The organism is Novosphingobium subterraneum, from assembly GCF_000807925.1.
GTDB lineage: Bacteria > Pseudomonadota > Alphaproteobacteria > Sphingomonadales > Sphingomonadaceae > Novosphingobium > Novosphingobium subterraneum.
In genome coordinates this window covers 56,150-75,141 of the sequence record NZ_JRVC01000033.1, presented here as the reverse complement: position 1 = coordinate 75,141, position 18,992 = coordinate 56,150, and the positions used below count along the sequence as shown (strand labels likewise).

The 18,992-nt window shown below is 58.3% G+C and carries 16 protein-coding genes and 1 pseudogene; 11 read left to right on the top strand and 6 right to left on the bottom strand.

Translation table 11 applies throughout. The annotated features are described in order from the left end of the window. Positions 1-17 precede the first annotated feature (17 nt). Positions 18-455 (bottom strand): MarR family transcriptional regulator, encoded by a 438-nt coding sequence (locus NJ75_RS21845; RefSeq protein WP_052242744.1) that lies wholly within the window; start codon positions 453-455, stop codon positions 18-20. A 590-nt stretch (positions 456-1,045) separates the two neighbouring features. Here NJ75_RS21845 and NJ75_RS24610 point away from each other — a divergent pair. Both NJ75_RS24610 and NJ75_RS25235 read left to right on the top strand, forming a co-directional pair. Further along, positions 1,046-1,204, top strand: coding sequence for a hypothetical protein (locus tag NJ75_RS24610; RefSeq protein ID WP_156452179.1), 159 nt, complete (start codon positions 1,046-1,048; stop codon positions 1,202-1,204). A gap of 233 nt (positions 1,205-1,437) precedes the next feature. Then, positions 1,438-2,381, top strand: a pseudogene (locus NJ75_RS25235) (IS630 family transposase). Positions 2,382-2,482: 101 nt separating this feature from the next. Here the strand turns inward: NJ75_RS25235 and NJ75_RS21835 are convergent. The 3 genes from NJ75_RS21835 to NJ75_RS21820 all read right to left on the bottom strand — a co-directional run bounded on the left by NJ75_RS21835 (position 2,483) and on the right by NJ75_RS21820 (position 6,730). After that, the gene (locus NJ75_RS21835; protein WP_039338292.1) at positions 2,483-2,785 is read right to left on the bottom strand and encodes a hypothetical protein; all 303 of its coding nucleotides are present in this window, start codon (positions 2,783-2,785) and stop codon (positions 2,483-2,485) included. A gap of 373 nt (positions 2,786-3,158) precedes the next feature. Then, positions 3,159-3,773, bottom strand: coding sequence for a hypothetical protein (locus NJ75_RS21830; protein WP_039338289.1), 615 nt, complete (start codon positions 3,771-3,773; stop codon positions 3,159-3,161). 2,336 nt (positions 3,774-6,109) lie between these two features. Continuing rightward, the gene (locus tag NJ75_RS21820; RefSeq protein ID WP_039338286.1) at positions 6,110-6,730 is read right to left on the bottom strand and encodes a response regulator transcription factor; all 621 of its coding nucleotides are present in this window, start codon (positions 6,728-6,730) and stop codon (positions 6,110-6,112) included. A 615-nt stretch (positions 6,731-7,345) separates the two neighbouring features. On the opposite strand from NJ75_RS21820, the gene NJ75_RS21815 reads away from it, so the two are divergent. The 9 genes from NJ75_RS21815 to NJ75_RS21775 all read left to right on the top strand — a co-directional run bounded on the left by NJ75_RS21815 (position 7,346) and on the right by NJ75_RS21775 (position 16,255). Continuing rightward, positions 7,346-7,609 (top strand): hypothetical protein, encoded by a 264-nt coding sequence (locus NJ75_RS21815; RefSeq protein ID WP_039338283.1) that lies wholly within the window; start codon positions 7,346-7,348, stop codon positions 7,607-7,609. 517 nt (positions 7,610-8,126) lie between these two features. Next, positions 8,127-8,309, top strand: coding sequence for a hypothetical protein (locus tag NJ75_RS21810; protein WP_039338281.1), 183 nt, complete (start codon positions 8,127-8,129; stop codon positions 8,307-8,309). A 610-nt stretch (positions 8,310-8,919) separates the two neighbouring features. Continuing rightward, complete coding sequence (locus NJ75_RS21805; RefSeq protein ID WP_039338279.1) at positions 8,920-9,240, top strand: hypothetical protein; 321 nt, start codon at positions 8,920-8,922, stop codon at positions 9,238-9,240. 28 nt (positions 9,241-9,268) lie between these two features. Next, positions 9,269-9,517, top strand: coding sequence for a transposase (locus NJ75_RS24010; protein WP_169745759.1), 249 nt, complete (start codon positions 9,269-9,271; stop codon positions 9,515-9,517). Between the two features lie 323 nt (positions 9,518-9,840). Then, the gene (locus tag NJ75_RS21800; protein ID WP_039338327.1) at positions 9,841-11,484 is read left to right on the top strand and encodes an IS1634 family transposase; all 1,644 of its coding nucleotides are present in this window, start codon (positions 9,841-9,843) and stop codon (positions 11,482-11,484) included. Between the two features lie 1,044 nt (positions 11,485-12,528). Then, positions 12,529-12,885, top strand: coding sequence for a helix-turn-helix domain-containing protein (locus NJ75_RS21790; protein WP_156135931.1), 357 nt, complete (start codon positions 12,529-12,531; stop codon positions 12,883-12,885). A 269-nt stretch (positions 12,886-13,154) separates the two neighbouring features. After that, on the top strand, positions 13,155-14,354 hold the full coding sequence (locus tag NJ75_RS21785; RefSeq protein WP_052242742.1) for a hypothetical protein: 1,200 nt from the start codon (positions 13,155-13,157) through the stop codon (positions 14,352-14,354). A gap of 811 nt (positions 14,355-15,165) precedes the next feature. Next, positions 15,166-15,852 carry a ParA family protein gene (locus NJ75_RS21780; protein ID WP_039338275.1) on the top strand — a complete coding sequence of 229 codons (687 nt, stop codon included), beginning with the start codon at positions 15,166-15,168 and terminating at the stop codon, positions 15,850-15,852. Beyond that, positions 15,845-16,255 carry a hypothetical protein gene (locus tag NJ75_RS21775; protein ID WP_039338273.1) on the top strand — a complete coding sequence of 137 codons (411 nt, stop codon included), beginning with the start codon at positions 15,845-15,847 and terminating at the stop codon, positions 16,253-16,255. The genes NJ75_RS21780 and NJ75_RS21775 overlap by 8 nt, the downstream gene beginning before the upstream one ends. Positions 16,256-16,335: 80 nt before the next feature. Here the strand turns inward: NJ75_RS21775 and NJ75_RS21770 are convergent, their stop codons facing one another. Together NJ75_RS21770 and NJ75_RS21765 are read right to left on the bottom strand one after the other, a co-directional pair. Next, the gene (locus NJ75_RS21770) at positions 16,336-17,496 is read right to left on the bottom strand and encodes a replication initiation protein (protein WP_039338271.1); all 1,161 of its coding nucleotides are present in this window, start codon (positions 17,494-17,496) and stop codon (positions 16,336-16,338) included. An 800-nt stretch (positions 17,497-18,296) separates the two neighbouring features. Beyond that, positions 18,297-18,845, bottom strand: a complete 549-nt coding sequence (locus NJ75_RS21765; RefSeq protein ID WP_156135930.1) for a hypothetical protein — start codon at positions 18,843-18,845, stop codon at positions 18,297-18,299. Positions 18,846-18,992 lie beyond the last annotated feature (147 nt).

Here is an 18,992-nt window from a genome sequence, read left to right as displayed (position 1 = left end):
CGCCAGCTTGTTTTCGATCAGCTGAAATACCGGCGCATGCCCGCAGCCGCTCTATCGCTGATCACGACCCATTGACGGCGCTTATCGTGTGGGTCCTGCGTCCTTTCGATCAGACCTAGATTTACAAGGTATCCAAGCCAGCGCAGCGCCGTGGACTGCGCAATGCCGGCCTCCAATCCCATGGTCGAGGACGACACGCGCTTACGATCCAGCCGTGCCGCATAAAGCTCAAGCAGAAGATCCCAAGCTGGGTCGGAAAAGAGGTCGCGCGAGATACCCAGGAACTTGTGCCGCTTGCTCCGGCGAACCTGTTCGTCTCGAACTCTTGCAAGGAGCCGCTCATCACTCGCTCCCCCACCCGCAAGTGCGAGCTCGCGTCCTTCGGGATCTTCATCGGACAAGCGCAACAGCATCTGCGCAATTCCCGCGACCGTCCGGCGATCAAGCTGCTCCATTCCGCCGCCCCCTGCTTAGTCTACGCATCAATACTAAGCCCCATTCCCAAGCATTACTCCATAAGAATTCTTTTCCGTCAAGGACCTCGCGAGTTCTGTCGCGATTTATGCGCCCGTTTCTTTTGCGGGCTTCGGCATAAATCTGCGCCTCAGGCGAAAAGCGAGGACGCTACGTCAAATTCTCTGGCGCATCATGTTGAAGCCGCAGGAGAATCCCTCACTCCCTGTGATGTAAGAAGTTTCCTGGTTCTTAGTATATAATTTGAATGGGCGAACCGAACTCGCATGTTCATTCTATCGGAGTAAATACTGTCTCCGCCCTGTCGCCCCTATCCTTGCACGGATTGTTGTCGGCGTTGGAGGGACCCCTTTTGCCCAACAGCAACGCCGGCAAACATTCACCCGTCGTCCACCCGGCAACTCAACTTTGAGGCTCCAAAACCATGCGCGGCAATATGCACTTTAGAGCTATGAGCTGTTCCGGATTTACGCCATTTTCACCAAACTATTCCAATTCGGGTACATTGACGCTAGTAGTTCCAAATTGGCAGCGTCTAGACTGGCCGCGGGCCAATTGAGGGTCATGTTTAATGTTGTCCGAAGCATTCGCCAAGTTGCAGGAAGCTCTTGATATCATTGACTCGCACGGCGCATACCTGCCGGGCATCCACGTTGCATCGGCCCTGGAAGCGCTGGCCGACCTAATTGAAAACGATTCTCTTATGTCGGCCGAAGGCCAGACCGACTGACCGCCATCTCGAAGCGCTCGATTGCCCGCGTTGTTTAGCTAAAGACTACACTTCATCCCGAACGCAGAACCGAATCTAACATATCGGCCTCATCATGAGCGGCGACTACAGCTTCCTTTCGCTAGCCCTCTTACCCACCTCTTTGAGCGTTTTCCACCGCCCTTGAATCGCGAAGGATTCCCGCGGCATTGGATTCTGGTTCATCCTTCTTGCTGGTTTGGAGGCCAGCCTGGATGGCTCTAGATTTATCTCAAGATCTGCGTGACCGCGCCGTTGCGGCGACACACAGGGGTATGAGTTGCTGAGCGGCAGCGGCTCGTTTTGGGGTTGGCATTGCCACGGCAGTTCGCTGGCGGCACATGTCCCGCGAGCATGGCCGTGCGATTGCAGGCAAGCTTGGGTGGTGATCAGCGCTCGCCGAAAACCGATAGTCACGCGGACCGTATCGCGGCGCTGCTGGCGGAGAACGGGGACGTCACGCTGGTATAGGTCCAGTCGGACCCTAGCCGCGCAAGGCCTTCACATCGGGATCGGGACACTCTGGCGTTCTTTGATCTGCCGGGAGATCACACGCAAAAACGGGGCACGCGATCAAGCAAGACCGCCCCGACATCCTCAGCCAGAGCCGGGCTTGATCCAACGGTAAGCTTAATCTGGATTCCGAGCGGCTCGCGTTTATCCACGAGACCTGGACCGCCACCAACATGACCCACAGTCACGAGCGGTGCGCCAAGGAAATGGGGTTCCCTCCCGGCCATCGCAAGACCGTAGCACTGGTCGCGGGCCTGCACATGACCGGCATGATTGCGCCGATGGCGCTCGATGGCCCGATCAATGACGAGTGGTTCGAGGCCTATGTTACGCAAGTCCTTATATCGGAAATGCCGCTCGGCGACGTGGTGATCGTGGACAACCTGTCGAGCCATAAGCGCGCATCGGTGCAGTGCTCTTTGAAGCGGCCGGTGCATAGCTGAGCTTCCTGCCACCCTGCAGCCCCGACTTTAATCCCATCGAGAAGGCGTTCTCGCGGCTTCAGGCCATGCTCTGCAGGGTTGGTGAGCGAACCGTCTCTTCCCTCTGGGGCCACAGCGGAATGATGGTCGACATCTTCAAACCCGATGAAAACGCCAATTACTTCAGCCCGGATATGATCCAACATAATCGGAAAACGCGCTAGCTTGCGATCCAAACGTCATGGCCTTGCACTCAACAAGAGACTGTCTGGAAAGGAGCCAGACAGACCGTCAATGAAGGAGCGCCCAGAACCCTTGTCGGGATCTATTCGTTAGCCGCCTCAGGGAGGAAATAGCGGGCAACTCTCAAAATGCCTTCGTCGCCGATCGTGACTCCGCGTTCAATCGAACCCGGTTCAGGATCGCTTACACCGCAAGCCGCACCGATGCCTTTGGTCGCAACTACCAAGACCAGCCGCTCACTTTCCAGGGCAAGGAGGTAGCGCCTCGCAATATCTGGAGAGAGGACCAGATCCTTCGCAAGCCCATGCACCGTGACTACACGACCCTGCAAGGTATCGACAAAAATTCGCAGCAACATACGCCAGGCGTCATTGGTGAGCGGCATGGAGACGCTGAGGTCAGCTAACCGCTCGAGCGATGCAAGCTCACGCCTGGCACGACTGAGCAGTAACCTGCCGTGGGGATAGGAACTTAGAAGCTGCCGTGATCGCGACGCGCCGTCATGCCTCCTGAATTGCGTTATATTGCCCCCGCTGGAACTCAAGGCCCCCTCCAAGCGTCCTAACTCACACCCTGAACGATTGTTAACGATCTGTTCGGCCGCGTCAATCGCACTTCCTGCCTAGTGCTTGAAATCAGACGAGAATGGGCAGTCCGCCTACCAATTCGACACTCCCCTTTGGCCTTGGGGCATATATCTATGGCAGCTATCAGAACAGGGGCGGCACCCACAGCCTCATTCTGTCTACGATGCGCAACTATCTGCCTTCGGACCCAGGGCAGCGCTTGCGATCAGCTACCCACATCCGCACCCATTCGATGGCCTCGGCAAGCCCTGCCGGGCTGTCCTGACCAGTTGCACCTGCCGACACTATGCCTCGCACATCTTCCTGGGTGCATGGACCATATCGATCAAGGACCTCCTCGATCGCGGTCACCGTACCGGATCCCGCAGCGTAGCTCTCGAAAGCAGCCTCTAGGTCTCGCTCAAACGCCTCCATGACGGTCGCGCCGGGCGAGGTGGAGCGCCTCTGCATGGGGGCCTGTACAACTTCTTCCGCTTTTTCCTCTTCCTCGCCGTCCGTGACCGTCAGACGGATGTCAGGCGACCCAATGTTTTCAGGAACTCTCGGCATTGGCACCTGACCGCCAGGTGCAATGCAAGTTTCGCGGTATTGGTCAATTTCATCGGTTCGCCGCTGATTGGCCGTGTCAGGTTCGCACACGAGGGAGCGGCGTTGCCTTTGGTGACCGGCATTAGCCATTGCCTGGCGATCTGCCCTGCGCTTTCGGATTGCAACGAGCAGGACAAGCGCGGCCAGGACCGACATGAAAATGAAACTGGCCAAATGCTCAGAAACTTCTACCGCCATGCAACTTGCCCCTGTGGTGCCCGCGGAGCAGCAAAGATGGCAAGTTCTAAGAACGTCAAGGCCCATGGAGCTTTTTTCATAAAGGGCCTGACATGTGCTTGGCAGACGCTCGCACAGCACCTTGCCGCCAGTGCGGTGATGCCCGCTTTATCCTGTGAATGGTGCATGATGCGGTTGCGGAAGTTCCGGCGGTAGAGCACCCCTTCGTTTGCGCGCCCGCGTCGCCAATGGTCCTGGCACCCGTCGAGGAGCCAGGGTTTCGACGGAGATGCACTAGGCCGAACCTTGCACCAGACGCTGCCCCGGCAGACGCAAGGATGGGCTTGGAATCATGGCACAGCACGATCAGTATCTCGGCATCGAGGCGAAGCTGGGCTCGGACCAATACCCGTCTGTGGTCAAACAGTGAGGCGCGCGCTGTCGCCAAGGTCCGGATGGCCTTCGTGCGCTCGTCCGGTAGCTCTGCCGCCGTGCAGACGACTGAGGCTTCAGATGCGCATGAACCTGCTCTGCTGGCGTTCTGTGCGCGGCAGATCTATCCGCCTCAGGGGTCGCACCCCATGCACGTGCACGAGTTGGCCCGCGCCCCAGGATTCCTGGCCAAGAACGACCGGTTCGATGCAATAGCGATTTCGCCTGCGCCTGCCTTGGCGAACTCGTCACAGCACGCCGGCCGTTGTGCGAAGTTCGCCGATTGAGCCACCCCGGCCGAACACACTTCAACAACAGTAATCAGACGGATCGCGGCCCAAAGGATCAAACGGCTGTTGGCGGAATTCGCGCAAGTTGAAGCAGGGATCGCCAGCCCGCTCGCATAGTCCCGAGCTTGCAGAATGCAGTACGATTATATGCTCGCCGCCACGCATCGGCTGCACAACTGCGGCAAAGCTACTTGCCTCAATGCCACAGCTCAGTGCAACATGGCGTCTTGGCTAACCCGATCGCTCCTCGGTGGCACAGCTTTTGGCGGATAGAGCGTCGCCTTCAGCGACAAGCGAAGCATGGCCGGATGCTGCAGACCTCCCTGCGAAGGGCTCGACGTTGCCGCCTTGGTGCAAGTCAGCGCATTGTCGCCACGGCAGCACCGTACTAAAAACCGCGAAACGCCGGAGAACCCGCAGGAGTCATTTTCGGCGCCGTCAGGCGAAAACTCGCCAATGCTCTCAACGCCACCTTCGACCAGCAAAAATGTGCCGTCCCTGAGACAGTTCTCCCTGCATGTGCCATAGGGATGCTGTCCCATTTGACCTGAATTGGTTTGTGGTTTGTACGTTACCGCATCAATAGCGCTGGTGAAGCATCCCCAGGTCGAAGGTCGCCGCCGCTTTCGTCAGCGGCATTGCCGTACGAGGCAGAACTCGGCATGCCAGACTTTAATCTACAACCTCCGTTCTCGCCGGCCGGACAGCGCCCAAAAGCTCGCGCTTTTGGTTCCCGCGTCACCTATCCCCGAGTTCCCCGCACCCCTGCATCCTTTTCAAGACATCAATGGCCAGCGAGACACGCAGGGCTGCCTCAACCATCTGGTGCGCATCGAGAATCTGCAAGGATTCTTCGAGCAATTCCAAAGCCCGGGATAGACCTTCGTTCCGCCCCTCACTCTTGCCCATAAGCTCTCCAGTCCCACATAGGGTGCTGAAGAAGCTCAGTAGTCCAGTTACCATTTCTTCTTTTAGAACATGCGATCAGGGCGCCTACTTACGAAGAGAAGAGGCAGACCAACTACCGCGGTCCTACCACGACGGTCTTGGCGGGGCTTGCTTATTTATTGTGAGCGACTGAACTTCGGATAGAACTTCAGGCAGGCCTTTTCTGGCAGTGCGCAAGTTGCCTCGTTTGAAATGCCCCTTCCGAACACGGGCGGTGAAAGGCGGAATTTCGAAAAACGAGAGATAGCCATTAATTGCCATAGTGGACACGCTTCAAATCAGGCTCTGTGTACCGACACTGACGGAGCAGCTGGTGAACGACAAACAGTCAAATTACAGGCGCACTGATTTGGCATAAGAAACGGCAATCCTGACATTTTTTCCTTTTGGACAATCCAGTGCTAAAGCGGAATTTCTGCACTTTGGAAAAAAACGATTTATATTTCAATTCTGCTCTGAAAGGTCTGATCTCACGTTCGCATGCTGGGAAAAAATGTAACGAGCCTTTAATGACGTGTCGTTTAAAAGGCATAGTTTAGTCGGAGTAATTGTAGAAATTGTGAGATATTTCCCTTTACGTTTATGACTCCGAAGCTTTGTGTGGCGAAACTATACCTGCAGAGAAAGTTATTCTCGAGCGGCAGTTGGTTTTCGCTCGATTAAAAACCAGTCGTGGCGAAGGAGTAATCAGGCGGCGATAGCGGTATAAGCCGAGGCTTCGACCTTGAGACGCACGGCGTCTGCCGCATTTCTTGCGCCAAGCTTGCCGAGCATCTTGGTCCTGTGGATCTCAACTGTCCGTGGGCTGATCGCCAAGACTCGCGCTATGGCTTTCGAACTCTCGCCCGAAACAATCCCGTCAAGCACCTGCCGCTCGCGATCTGTAAGACGGGCAAGGCTCTGGTGAGCCCGAACTGCCCGCTCGATCAGATCTCTGCGCAACTCAGCTTCTGCTGCCACAGCGGGGACCACGGCAAGAAGGTCGTCCGTTGTCCCGGGTGTGGCAATAAAGGAAAGCGCACCGCCTTTAATGGCCTGGACCACGTGGTCGACCTTCGGGTGATCAGCATAGCCAACAAACGTACACCATTGGCCTTGCAATGCAAGGTGTCGGACCAGCGCGGGAATGGCGCTGCATGATCCATCGTCCCGGATCAGCACCACGCCGTTGCGCGGAATCGCTTCGAAAAGCTCGCTGATGTCTTCATAAATTTCACAGTGAAATCCAGCTTCATAGCCAAGCCGGGCCAGCGCTGTCCGGAAACGATCCTGTGGTTCGAGGATGTGAAGTGCAATCTTTTGTGCCATGCGCCATTCATTGGCGAGCCGTGCAATGGTTAACAGAAGAATTAACCTTAACGTGGCAGCGATTGACTGCCCTCGAGGATCATCTGTCTGTTTTCATTGAATAAAGTTCCGCCAATTTGGCGTCATTTGATCGCAAGTATGCCTCACTTTAGCGCAGAGGCGGGTCATCTAAGGTCAACGGAAAGACCATTCCCGGTAACTGCCAATCGTACCGCACCGAGAGCGCCTCGCCAATGCCGCCGCCTATACCAGCACCGCCTCCGGGTTTTTGCGCTCCAGCAGTAAGAGGACTGAGTGGCAAAGCAGCCGAAAACAGACGGGCGCTAATCGGACGGTATTTTCGCGCCGGGCCAGCACGAAGGGGACATAGCGCGCTTTGCACGGCGATGCGGGATTACAGTCGGGATGGCGCTCGGCGCTGCTGATCAGCGCGGTGGCGGTCAGTCCAAGCAATATTACAATGGGAGGGCAGCATGGCGCTTGGGTCCGTGTGGCTTTTGACGGCGTAATACCGGTAGTGGAACCTATTCCCCCCCCGTTCGTAAGAGCGACGTTGCATGCAGAAGGCGCGGATCCGGAAACCGACGCTTACCCTGACCGGGAATGGAAGGATTGATGCCACAGGAAGATCCTCATGATCTGCGTAGCGTCACGGCAAAGCTGGACACTTTCTGGATGGCGCTCGCTGAGGGTAAGGACGAGGACGTCGGTAAATACCTTGCCCAATTCGGTTTCACCGACGTCTTCGACGGCCTGAACGACTTGCTCCAAGCTGTCGGAGGGTGTGCGCAGGACTTGCGGGAACGGCACGAGATCGAAACTGCCGTCGAAATGGAAAAGCTGGCGGAGGAGATCGCCGGCTACTTGAGCCTTCAGTAATCACGCATCCTCCTTCGCGCCAGCCGTTCAGGCGGCCACTTCCATCGATCCGGGCCTTCAGATCACCGGTACCGTCCATCGAGCGTACGCGAGGCTGTACTGGATCAGGCGGCAAAAGGGAGCGCCTTTCATTAAGGGGCCGAAGGCCACGACAGACAACAGCGGAATGGTCTTAGTTGGTTGTCCTTGAGAGGTAATTGTCTGGACGGGCTAGGCCGCGTTGACAAAAGACTTGAGCCATAGCCTTGCGGCGGCGAGGTTGAGGAAGCTCTCGAACGAGAGGACTTGTCGCTACAAACCCGCTCGACAACCGCAAGTGGGTTCGGTTCCTACAAAGGCATCGCTGGCCAGCTTGCCGGTCCTGGTTTAGGCTTTTTTACCTCGGACCGCTTGGTGACTAATGGCACGTCCAGCATGCAAGGCGCGCCTGCGTCTTGCTTGGACCCTAGCATAAGCATCTACCCGAATTGTCCAGCCAGCTCGGCTTTGCTACGCTGCGCCGGGAAGGCAGCCAGAGATGAAGCGAATGCTCAAGCAAGCCAATGGCAGATCGTTGTCTGCCACCGTGCGCGGACCGATTTCGTCGTGTGCCCATCGGATTTCGAGCACAAACGAAATTCCGCAACTTCATGAAGAAGCGCTGCAATGGGCCGAAGCCAGCGTTAGAACCGCACAGCCTGCCAATGATGCGCTTGATTAAGGCCAACACCAAACCCGGCGCGGTCACCCGCTCGCTGAGCAGGTGAGGTCTCGGAAACGTCGACACCGATGCCTTGTTTATGCTTGGAAACGAAGTCGAACCACCGCCCCCAGACTCTGCACGGTCTTAGCCGAGGATGCTATATCTCACACACTCCTGCGGCCATCCCCGGGTTCCAGTGCTCGTGCTCCTTTCCTCATTGTCCGTTTGCCTGGCATTTTTGCCCTTTGTCGAACAATGTTCGTGAACGGCAATATACCCCTGAGCGGCACATCATAACCTTGCCAAACCGAACCAATGCCAAATCGATAAATTTCGGGCGGCCAAGCTCGCCTCAAGGCCCCCCGGCACGCCCCCGAGTCAGACCAATCCAGGTGTCAGCCACCTTGGTTGCCTAGACCGCTGGGGAGCCTGGGCCCGGACGGATCTTCATCAACCCGCACGGTTGCGAGGGGTTCTACCCCGCACGCGCAAGGAAGGGAACGAAGATGACGTGTCAGGCTGTGTTTGTCGGTATCGATGTGAGCAGGTCAAGGCTCGATGTGTGCCTGTGGCCGGATGGAGAGGCGCTGGAATTCGCCAGTGACGGCAAGGGCATCCGCGCGCCCTGGTGTGGCTCGGCCCCGCTGCAATCGGTCTGGAAGCCAGTGGCGGCTACGAGCGCGAGGCGCTGGCAGCGCTGTGTGCGGTGGAGCTGACCGCACATCGGCCCAACGCCTTGCGCACGGTGCATGGTGTGCTCAAGCGCATGGCTGCGCGGCGGATCGCAAGCCTCAAGGCGGATATCCTGCTGATCGACCAGGCCATGGCCGAAGCAGTCGCCGCAGACGAACGCATGGCCCCCGCAACCGCCTGCTTCGCTCGGTCCCGGGCGTCGGGCCAGTCTTTGCCCATACCCTGCTGGCGCTCATGCGCGAGCTCGGCCAACTGACCCGCCGGCGGCCGCGCCACTGCTCGGCGTGGCTCCCCTCCACTGCGAAAGCGGAACATTCCGGGGGCAACGACGCACCATCGGCGGCCGCAAACCCCTGCGCGATGCCGCCTACATGGCAGCCCTTATCGCCAGACAGCACAATCCTGTCATCAAAACCTTCAGGCAGCGTCGCCGAAACCGGCCAACCGCCCAAGGTCATCCTTATCGCCATCATGCGCAAACTCATCTGCGCTCTCAACGCCATGATAAACACGATGAACCATGGGCCGCCTGACAAGACGGCTGCTCCCATTGTCGTTCAAATTGTATGACTTCTCACGAAATCGTGTGAAGCCCCTTTTCGATCAAATCTATTTTTTCCAAGAAGGTGCAACCAGATCCTGAAGACAGTGTTCACGATGTCGCTTCTGCGATTGTCTTATCTGGCCTCTTACCCAAGTTGGACAGTGACGTTGGAACAGGTGTCGAACATTGCTTCGTAAGTGATTGAATTTGCGTGATGTGGATTTGGCGCGGAGATTGGGTGTAGTAACAACATTTGCGCTGAACGTGGTGTTTCTGTGGAGTATTGTGCAGGTCGGCGATAACAACACATGCATGTTTGTTGTCGAACGAGTCGCCCGGGGCCACCGCTACCTCTATCTCGTCGAAAGCGTGCGCGAGGGTAAGGTCGTTCGTCAGCGCACCATCAAGGCGCTGGGCCGCAAGGATGCTCTTGCCGCCAGTGGCGAACTGGACAGGCTGGCAGCTTCGATTGCCCGGCACGCCGAACGCAGCATCATCCTTTCCGACATCGATGATGGCAAGATAACCGCCCACCGCATCGGCGGCCCCTTGCTGTTTGGCCGGTTGTGGCAGCGGCTTGGTGTCGATGCCGTGCTGGCCGAGGTGCTGGCAGGGCGTGGATTTGGCTTTGATGTCGAACGCGCGGTTTTCGTTGCCATGTTGCACCGGCTGTTCGTGTCAGGCTCGGACCGGGCGTGCACCGACTGGATGAAGAGCTATGCCATCGACGGAGTTGAGGATCTGGCGCTCCATCACTTCTACCGTGCCATGGCCTGGCTGGGCGAGGAGATCGAGGAGAAAGCTGAAGGCGCGTTGGCACCCCGATGCGTGAAGGACGTGATCGAGGAGAAGCTGTTCGACAGGCGCCGGGACCTGTTCACGGATCTGAGCCTCGTGTTCATGGATACCACCTCACTATCGTTCTACGGCGCAGGCGGTGACACGCTGGGGCGGCGTGGTCATTCCAAGGATCACCGGCCCGAGCTTGCGCAGATGATCCTGGCCGTGGTGATCGATGCCCAGGGGCGGCCGATCTGCACCGAGATGGTGCCGGGCAATACGGCCGATGTGAAAGTCCTCCTGCCCATCGTCACGCGCCTGCGTACGCGCTTCGGGATTACCCGGTCCTGCGTCGTGGCCGATCGCGGCATGATCAGCGCCGACACTATTGCCGCACTCGAAAAACTGGGCATGGAATACATCCTCGGCGCCCGCGAGCGATCAAGCAGCGTCATCCGCGATGTCGTGTTGAACGACACTGCTCCGATGGTTCCGCTCGTGCTCGAGCGGCAGGCAGGCGAGACCCAGCTGTGGGTCAAGGAGGTCCGTGTCGGCAGCGGCAAGGACACCCAGCGTTACATCGTCACGCTGAACGAGGCCGAAGCCAAGAAGGACAAGGCGGACCGTCAGGCCATCATCGACGGGCTCCAGGCCCAGCTCAAGAAGGGCGACAAGGCGCTGGTCGGTAACTCGGCCTATCGGCGTTATCTCAAAGCCAGCGGCAAGAGCTTCGAAATCGATCTGGGCAAACTCGCCGACGAGGCCCGCTTCGACGGCATCAGTGTCCTGCGCACCAATGCCCGGATCACACCGCTCCAAGCCGTGATCCGCTATCGTGACCTGCTACAGGTCGAAGCCCTGTTCCGCGTGGCCAAGGCCAGCTTCGATACCCGGCCGATCTTCCATCAGTCCGATGCCGCGATCCGCGGCCATGTCTTCGTCTCGTTCCTTGCCCTGACGCTCGCCAAGGAACTGACCCGGCTATGCCAGGACAAGGGCTTCCAGCCCGAATGGCAGCCGCTTCTCAACGATCTCGATCGTCTCCAGCAGGCCACCATCGAAAAGGATGGCAAGGCCATTACCACACGCACGCACGTCACAGGTGACGTGGGCAACGTCTTCAAGGCTGTCGGCATCGCTCTCCCAGCCAACATTGCTGAGCAGCCCGCAACGTAAGCTCCGCCGCGCGTTCGCGCGTCCCACACATCAGCCGCAAAATGTAGTGGTAACACCCGCGCACACTCGCGTATCCTATTGATATAAAATCCGTTCTATGAAGGCACTGTTCAACTTGGGTCTTACTTTTGAACCTTCACCGCGATAGATGACCGTCCATCGAGAGCTGTAATTGGCTCTGCTAACTTTAGTTATAGGTCTATGAACCCAGAACTGCCCCCACCTGTGAATTTGCGCGCAATTGCCACAGCTTATCGCGAATCGTTGCATTCCAGGCGGTCAATTCTGCCAATGGGGCCACCTGGCAGTGCGCCTTGGAGCATTCTGCTCGAACTGTACCTCAATAGCGACAGATGCATGCCACTGAGCCTTGGCGACATAGCCTTGCTGACCGGAATCGCCCCCACCACCTCGCTGGGTTGGCTTGACGCGCTGTTAACGATGGACCTTGTTGCCAAGGAGTCCGATCCGGGCGACAGGCGACGGATCCATGTCACACTTACACCGCACGGAACCGAGGTTACCGAACAGCTCTTGTCTGACCTCGGACGGGTTTTCGCACATTCGTGCAAAACGCAATGATCTCGGTTCCCCGCAACAGGTTTGGGGAGCAAATGCGTCGCTCGACACCACCGAAAGCGGTCATGTCCCGCCGACGCAGCTCCCAGCCACTTCCGCCCCCCTGCCCGCTCTTGCTGCTCGCAAGACCCTGCGACGCGGAGGCCGCCAGATTCATGCGGCATGGCCTTTGCCATATCGTGATGCTGCGCGCCCGGGTTGCGAGCCCGTCTCGCACGATGCATGCGGCATCAGCGGCACAATGGATACGTTCGCGGTTGCCGACAGGCTTTGGTTCTTGCAGCACTTTGATCGCTTTGCGTGCTTGGCCGATCGTCCCTACGATCCTGCAACGCCCGCTTGTCCTTCTGCCGCCAGCGGCATCGCCGCGCCCTTCCAATACCGAAACCACGGCGGCCACCGCCCGTCCAATGCCAACCGCGGTTCTGCACCCGCCTTACGAACCCGCCGTAAGGACCGATAAAGATGGAAAATGACGAAGACCTCCTCAGGATGGCGATAGCCTACCGGGCACACTTGCGTCTGCGCGAACGCGTGATTTGCCGCCAAGCCTCGTGCAAACCTGCTTGGTCCATGCTCCTCGAGCTTCTCATCGCGCAGTTAAGCAAGGAAACGATGCATATCAGGACGCTGACCCGGGCAGCACGAATAAAGGATACGACAGCGCTTCGATGGATAGATTGGCTACACGGCCATCAGTTGATCGAGCGACATCCTGATCCGCACAACCGCTTGCGCGTTATCATCAGGCTTTCGATAGAAGGGCGTAAGGTCGTCAAGGCCATGTTGTTTGACATGGCCGCCAGACTCAATGGGCTGTAACAAGCGGCCGATCCAGACCCGACATGGACCACAAGGCGGCCATAGCAGAGGACCCTTTTCCAGTGGCGCCACCCCCTCTCGGCCCTCGTCCTTGGCCGGCATCGAGAGGCGTCCTGTGGCGACCTGACGCAGTCCGGAGCTTGCGTCGGGACCGGCTTTTCGGTCAGCCCGGGCCGCTAGCAAAGATATCCGGGACCTTGTATAGTAAAACATCTTTAGCTTAACATGTCCAATAACACGCTGTAATATATGGAGGATTCTGCCGTAGCATGGCAATGCTATATCCTGATTCGGGTTTAGCTATCGATCCGGCCACTCAATCTTGCGAGCTCGAGGCCTGCCTCGAGCTCGGGCGCCTCGATGGGTCGGTGGCCATGTGCCCGCCTTCGGTTCGACAGCTTCTGGCTCTGCGCAGCTTGCGCAATCTACTTGTTTCGGCGCTGGCCGGTGAAGGCCACGAGTTCACCGAACATCGCTTTCACGCCTGGTTTGCTGGACTTGCGACCCTAAGTGACGAACCCGCATTGGGGAAGCGCGACCCGAGAGCCATCTGTGAGACCATCCTCACAGAATTTGGCCATAGCAGTTGGCAGGAGCTGGCCGATATTGCACCCCGCTTTAAGAGAGCACTGCTCGCCCCTGTTGCCCTTTGGGGGGTTGGGGGTAGTTCAGACACTGACCACATCGACATCCGCACAATTGTTGATGGTGCGCACGGGCTGGTCAGCCAGCTGCCGCCCTCCCCACACCCCTTGGCTGATTTGCGTGAGCTCCACGTGTCGCTTGGCGAGAGCTTGCTGTTTGCACCTTCGGAACCTCATTACCAGACCGTTATGCTAGGTCCGAGGAGCGTTACTGTCGAGCGGCATGCCCCCCCCTCCCCCCGTTGGGCGGTCGAAATGGTTTGGGGCGAGCGATGGCAGAGGTCTGGCAATTTGTCCGTGGCCCTCCCCTTCCCCGGACTTATTCGTGCTGATGCTGTGAATACGATCGGATCAATCGATCCCTCGGACCGGTGCGCGGCGCGAGGTATGATTGCCATGGCATTGCGGGACGTCACGCATCGTCTACGGCAGAATATCGTCGATGCAGGAGCGGCGTGTGAACGCATTAAGGCCCTTCAGGCCGGCAGGCGTGCGAGCTCAAGGGCCCCTGCCCTGATAGAGTTGCTGGACGGCTTTGGTCCCTTGCGCTCTTCGCAGATCGAGATTCTCCTGGACGCGACCAGGCTCGGTGTACGCGCCATTCTGAGCGGACTTTTGGACAGCGGCATTGTCGCGCGCACAAAGCTTTCGGGTGTGTGGTTATTCGGGACGACTTTGCCGACGCAACAGCTTTACCCTGTTTCGTGTGACGCAAGCGGAGGTTTTGCTTTTTCCCCGGCTGCGATCGGTGAGTACGATGCTTCCATGGCTGACATCGACAGGCTCCTGGCGCGATACGAGCGTGGTGCAGCCGACACCGATTAGCCAGTCCTGCGGTCGCGCCGGGTGGTTTCTGGTCTGGTCGTCGTTTCGTAGCACGGAGTGGTATTTCGACTCCGGCATGAGAGCCTTGGTATCTATGTAGTTTTGGGGGACGGTGTTTCGCGATCAAGCTTCGAGGGCTTGGCGAGGTTGTAGCCGTTCGTGCACCGTATGATGGGATTCTTGATGGGCCGGTGCGGCTTTCAGGCCCTAGCGTACTCTTCCACTTCACTCGAGATGCGTTTGTGACAGTTTGCCTGGTCGGTTTGGACTTTGGGGGATTGCCTTAGGCGATGACTGGTTGTTCTTCGCAGGCATAGGCGCATCTTCTAGCTGGAGGTGGTTGCTTGTCGGACGATACCTACGACGTGTCTATTGTCGGCACTTTTCAGCAACTAACTGAAAATATACGCCTTTTTATGCTTGTAGCACACCTCGCCCCGTGTCACGCTTTGTGCCGCGCATAGTGCCGCGCGGCACATTCTGCACACGCTTGCAAACACAACATCGCATCACCAATTGCAAGCGCGCTTGGTTTGTATCGCGCTTGTATAAGCAATCTAGCGTTGTACGGCACATGCACATGTAAACATGCGTGTAAGCTTGGAATCACACCCACCAGCACGTGGCTCAGCGAGCTCACACGCGAGGTCCACATCACGTGTCAATTCGAGTTACACAGTGACCACGCAAGCGAGCGCAAGGTTGCACGCATAACCCAATGCGCATTGCAAAGCAGTCGGTGCCACGCTAATGACATCGAACAGCAGTGCGCCAGTGCAAGCGAGCGCAGGGGCCGGAACGAGAGGCAAGTGTGCCAGTAGTTACAATCGCACAAAGCAAGGGCGGAGCGGGCAAGACGACGTTGGCGCTCGCCCTTGCATCGGAGTTCGACGCACTGGGCGGAACCGTCCACATGTTGGACGCCGATCGCCAGAACAGCCTGATGAACTGGCATCGTGACCGCCAAGCCACGGGCAAGGGGGAGGGGAGCCGAATCGTCGTCGAGGATGCCTCACAGCTGCGCGATGCCGACATCGGCAATGCCATTGCCCAAGCCAGAAGCCTTGCCCAACTGGTTATTGTGGATTCCGAAGGGACTTCGAACTTCAAGACGGCCTATGCCGCGATGGATTCAGACTTCGTCGTCATCCCAACGCGCTCGAGCCGGCTCGATCTCGAACGCACCGTAGAGACAAGCGACATGCTCACGCGCATGTGCCGGGGCGTCCCATTCCGGGTCCTCATCACCCAGACAGGGCAGGTGGCGCGATCCAAGGCGGAATGGGAAATCGATGCCCAGATAGCAAATGCACTACCGACGTTTCCCGAGAAAATGCATATGCTCGATGCATACCGAGCAATGTCAAATTTCCGCCTGACTCTTGCCGAGGTGGAAACTGCGGGTCTGGCCCGCGCCGAGAAGGCAAGGCGTATAGCCCAAGCCATCCTCGCGCAGATCCTGACGGCAATTCAGACGAAGGACAGCAACAATGGCTGACGCTGGACGCGACACACCAAACCCCCTTGGCGACATCATCGGCCAGACCCGCCAGCGTCTTGCGGGCGAAGACCCGGCAAGCTTGCTCAAGTCGCTTGTCGCGGCAACAGCGCCAACACCTGTCGCTACGTCGCCCGCTTCCGTTCACCAACCCGTGCGGCCCCAACCGTCATCGCCAAGCCTGCCTGGCAACTATTTCCCGCAGATTCCGGCCGATTTGAGCGTTACGCCAAAGCGCAAGCCGGTCAGGGGACCTGCGCGAACGCTCCACATCAGCATGCGCCTGTCTCCGCCTGAGCGCGATCGCCTGGTGCGGTGGTGCGACGCACGCAACCTCAGCCTTCCGGACGGAATTGTTGCATTGCTCGATTTGGTCGAAAGCGAGACGCAAGGGGAGGGCTGACACCAGCCGGATGTCTCCTGAAGGGCCTGGGCGTGCCGATCGCACCCCATGGCTGGCGCTTTATGTGAGGGAAGGGGGGGTCAAGCCTTTCCACGGACCCTGACGAAACCGCGGCAGAAGCCTTCGAAGGACTTGTACAATGCCTCGCCTGCAAGTTTCTCCAGTCGAGCCCCCATTTGCTCACGATAAGCCTGCGCCACCAGGTCCTTGTCCCAGCCCCCTCCGAAATCACCCAGGATCGCAAGCAGGCGATTGTCCCCGCAGAAATGCAGCGAACCTTCCGGGAAAAGCTGCCGGTTTGCCCGCGGCAGCGGAGCCTTCCTTGGTTCACGGGACTTTGCAGGGGGAAGGGGAGGTGCCAAGGCTTCCAGAGTCTCGGTTGTCCCTTCGCGTCTGGCACGCCGACCGACCTTAGGCCGGTCAAGCTCACGCGCTGCTTCCTCCTGCGCCGAGGAATCCTTGGGCATGAATGTCATCTTCACCGATTGCACAGGACGGCCACGCCCTGAGCCACGAATCTCCTCCCACTCGACCGTGAAATCGGCAAGCTGATCGATCTCGGCCTTCGACTTTGCCAGGACCTCCCGGCGCAGCTCGGCGAAGTTCTTGAGACTTCCCTCAGGCACGCCGATCCTGCGACGCAACTCCTCGACGCTCATGCGCACCGTGCGATTCTGGCGATTGATGATCAGGCAACCCAGATCATAGATTGTCAGCGAATAGCGTGACTGCAGCGCCAGCATCACGCCCAGGTTCACCCGCGCATAATAATCGGAGCGCTGGATGACACGCTTGAAGTTCTCCGAGAATTCAAACTCAACGACGCTCAGGCCATCTTCGGAGACTTCCTCAACACAGCTGGCAAGCAGGGACTGCGACATGATCGCCGGCTTGCCCTTGCGCGTCGTCGTGCGAATGCGAACGATAACCCGCAGCAGCTCGTCCATGACCGGCTGAATGCGCTCGTTGCCCTTGTGCGACCCGCGCAACTCCTTCTTCGTGATGGTGAATGTCTTGTCAGACCCGGCGTCCGGCCCAGCCTTGCGCAACATCAGCGCAAAGGCCTTGCGCGCTGCCGCGCTGAGCGAACCGGTTTCAAATTCGGATTCGACAAGCTCACCGGGCTTGCTGACAAACTCGAGATCGCGCCTGCGGATTACATCGGCAACCCTGAGTGTCCGCCCGAGACCCTCAAGATCCTCTTGCAGCTGCAGCTCTTCCGTGGCCGAATCGACTTCCATATGAGGAGCGTAACATCACCTCCTCTCAAAGAGAACATCCCCCCCGATCCCTCACATAGACACCCCGGATCGAACACGGCCCTGTTTTGCATGTCAGGAACGAACGTGCACGCCAGGCATCCCCCAAGAACCCTGGAGGATCACATCTGCTACCAAGAACGTGCCCCCCGTAACCTCATGTAGTCGCCGCAACGCTCATGACCCATGAGCCCTGCGCTGAGGGTAACGCCCTGTTCTGTCTGCATCAAACCAGCACTGGGGTCAGGATCGTGTCCATCCCCCAAGACCTCACATTGTCAGATACACCCCCGGTTCCTCACATAAACCTTTCTGCTCAAGGTCCCCTGGGCTCGGCATCCCATCGCACAGTCGCGGTCACAGGTGCAGTCCAAGCCCCCGCGTGCTCATATAAAGACCGCCAGCACGATGGCTTCCCCCATAATTCATGGGAAAAAACGTTTTCAGGCGAGCTACGGACAAAAATCGACGTGTTTGAAAGCGATACCTCGCACTTTGGAGAAGGCAATTGCAACTCCCCCAAGACCTCACACAATCCCCCGATTCCTCAAGACATCGCCCCCACCAGCACATGCTGAAGCCCCCAAGGCCTCATCCAGTCGCCCCCGCAATCTCACAATGACTCGGACAAAAGCACGATAAACCGGGCTTTTTGGAGCTCCGAATCCTTGAATCTGGAATCAGGAGAAGACTCCCCGAGCAATGCTCGGGCATCTTTATCACTGGATTCCCGACAGGAGACAGTACCGTAAGGGACGTAATGCTGCCGCGCACAAAGCCGATCAGCATCGCAGGGCAAGCGTGACAAGGTCGGCACATAGTTTGTCAAAGCCTGCCGTCCCGGGAACATATGACAGCCTTTCACCGCCAGGCAAAGCCGCCAAGCTCGGTTCGAGACGATCGGCGTCGCAGGGCAGGCAGGTGAGCTCGAACTCTTGCTTGAGCCCGTCGCGGCACAGACGGCCAGCAAAAACCTGTGCTGGACCATCTGCACCAAGCTGTCGAGCAATCTGCAGTGCAGTGCCGTGGCAATCGAGACGCTCCATGATTGCAGCAAGACAATCCAGCATATCCCGCTCGTGACTGCAGGCGAGGGGGGTGAACTGGTCGCGGCGCCAAACAGGCACCACGGCAGCAGACTTCGGCTGCGGGATGCCCGACCAATCGAATTCTGCGCATACCAGCACCAGAAATGGCCCTTGACCCACCGGCATCTGACCCACCGGCATCGCGTGCGAAACCGATCCGCTGACACCATCGCGAAGATCAATTCGTCTGCCTGAACGAAGATACAAAGCGCGGGCGTTTGCTGCCTCGACCACGATCAGCACGAAAAATCGCGGGGCGCGCGCGCCGATGGTCGCCCAGAAGGCGCCAGACAAGGCTCTTGGACCGATGAACAGGCAGTCACGCAATTGAACGCTGCCCGCAAGATAGAACGGTGCAGCAGCGCCAAGCAAACAGTCCATCTGGAGATG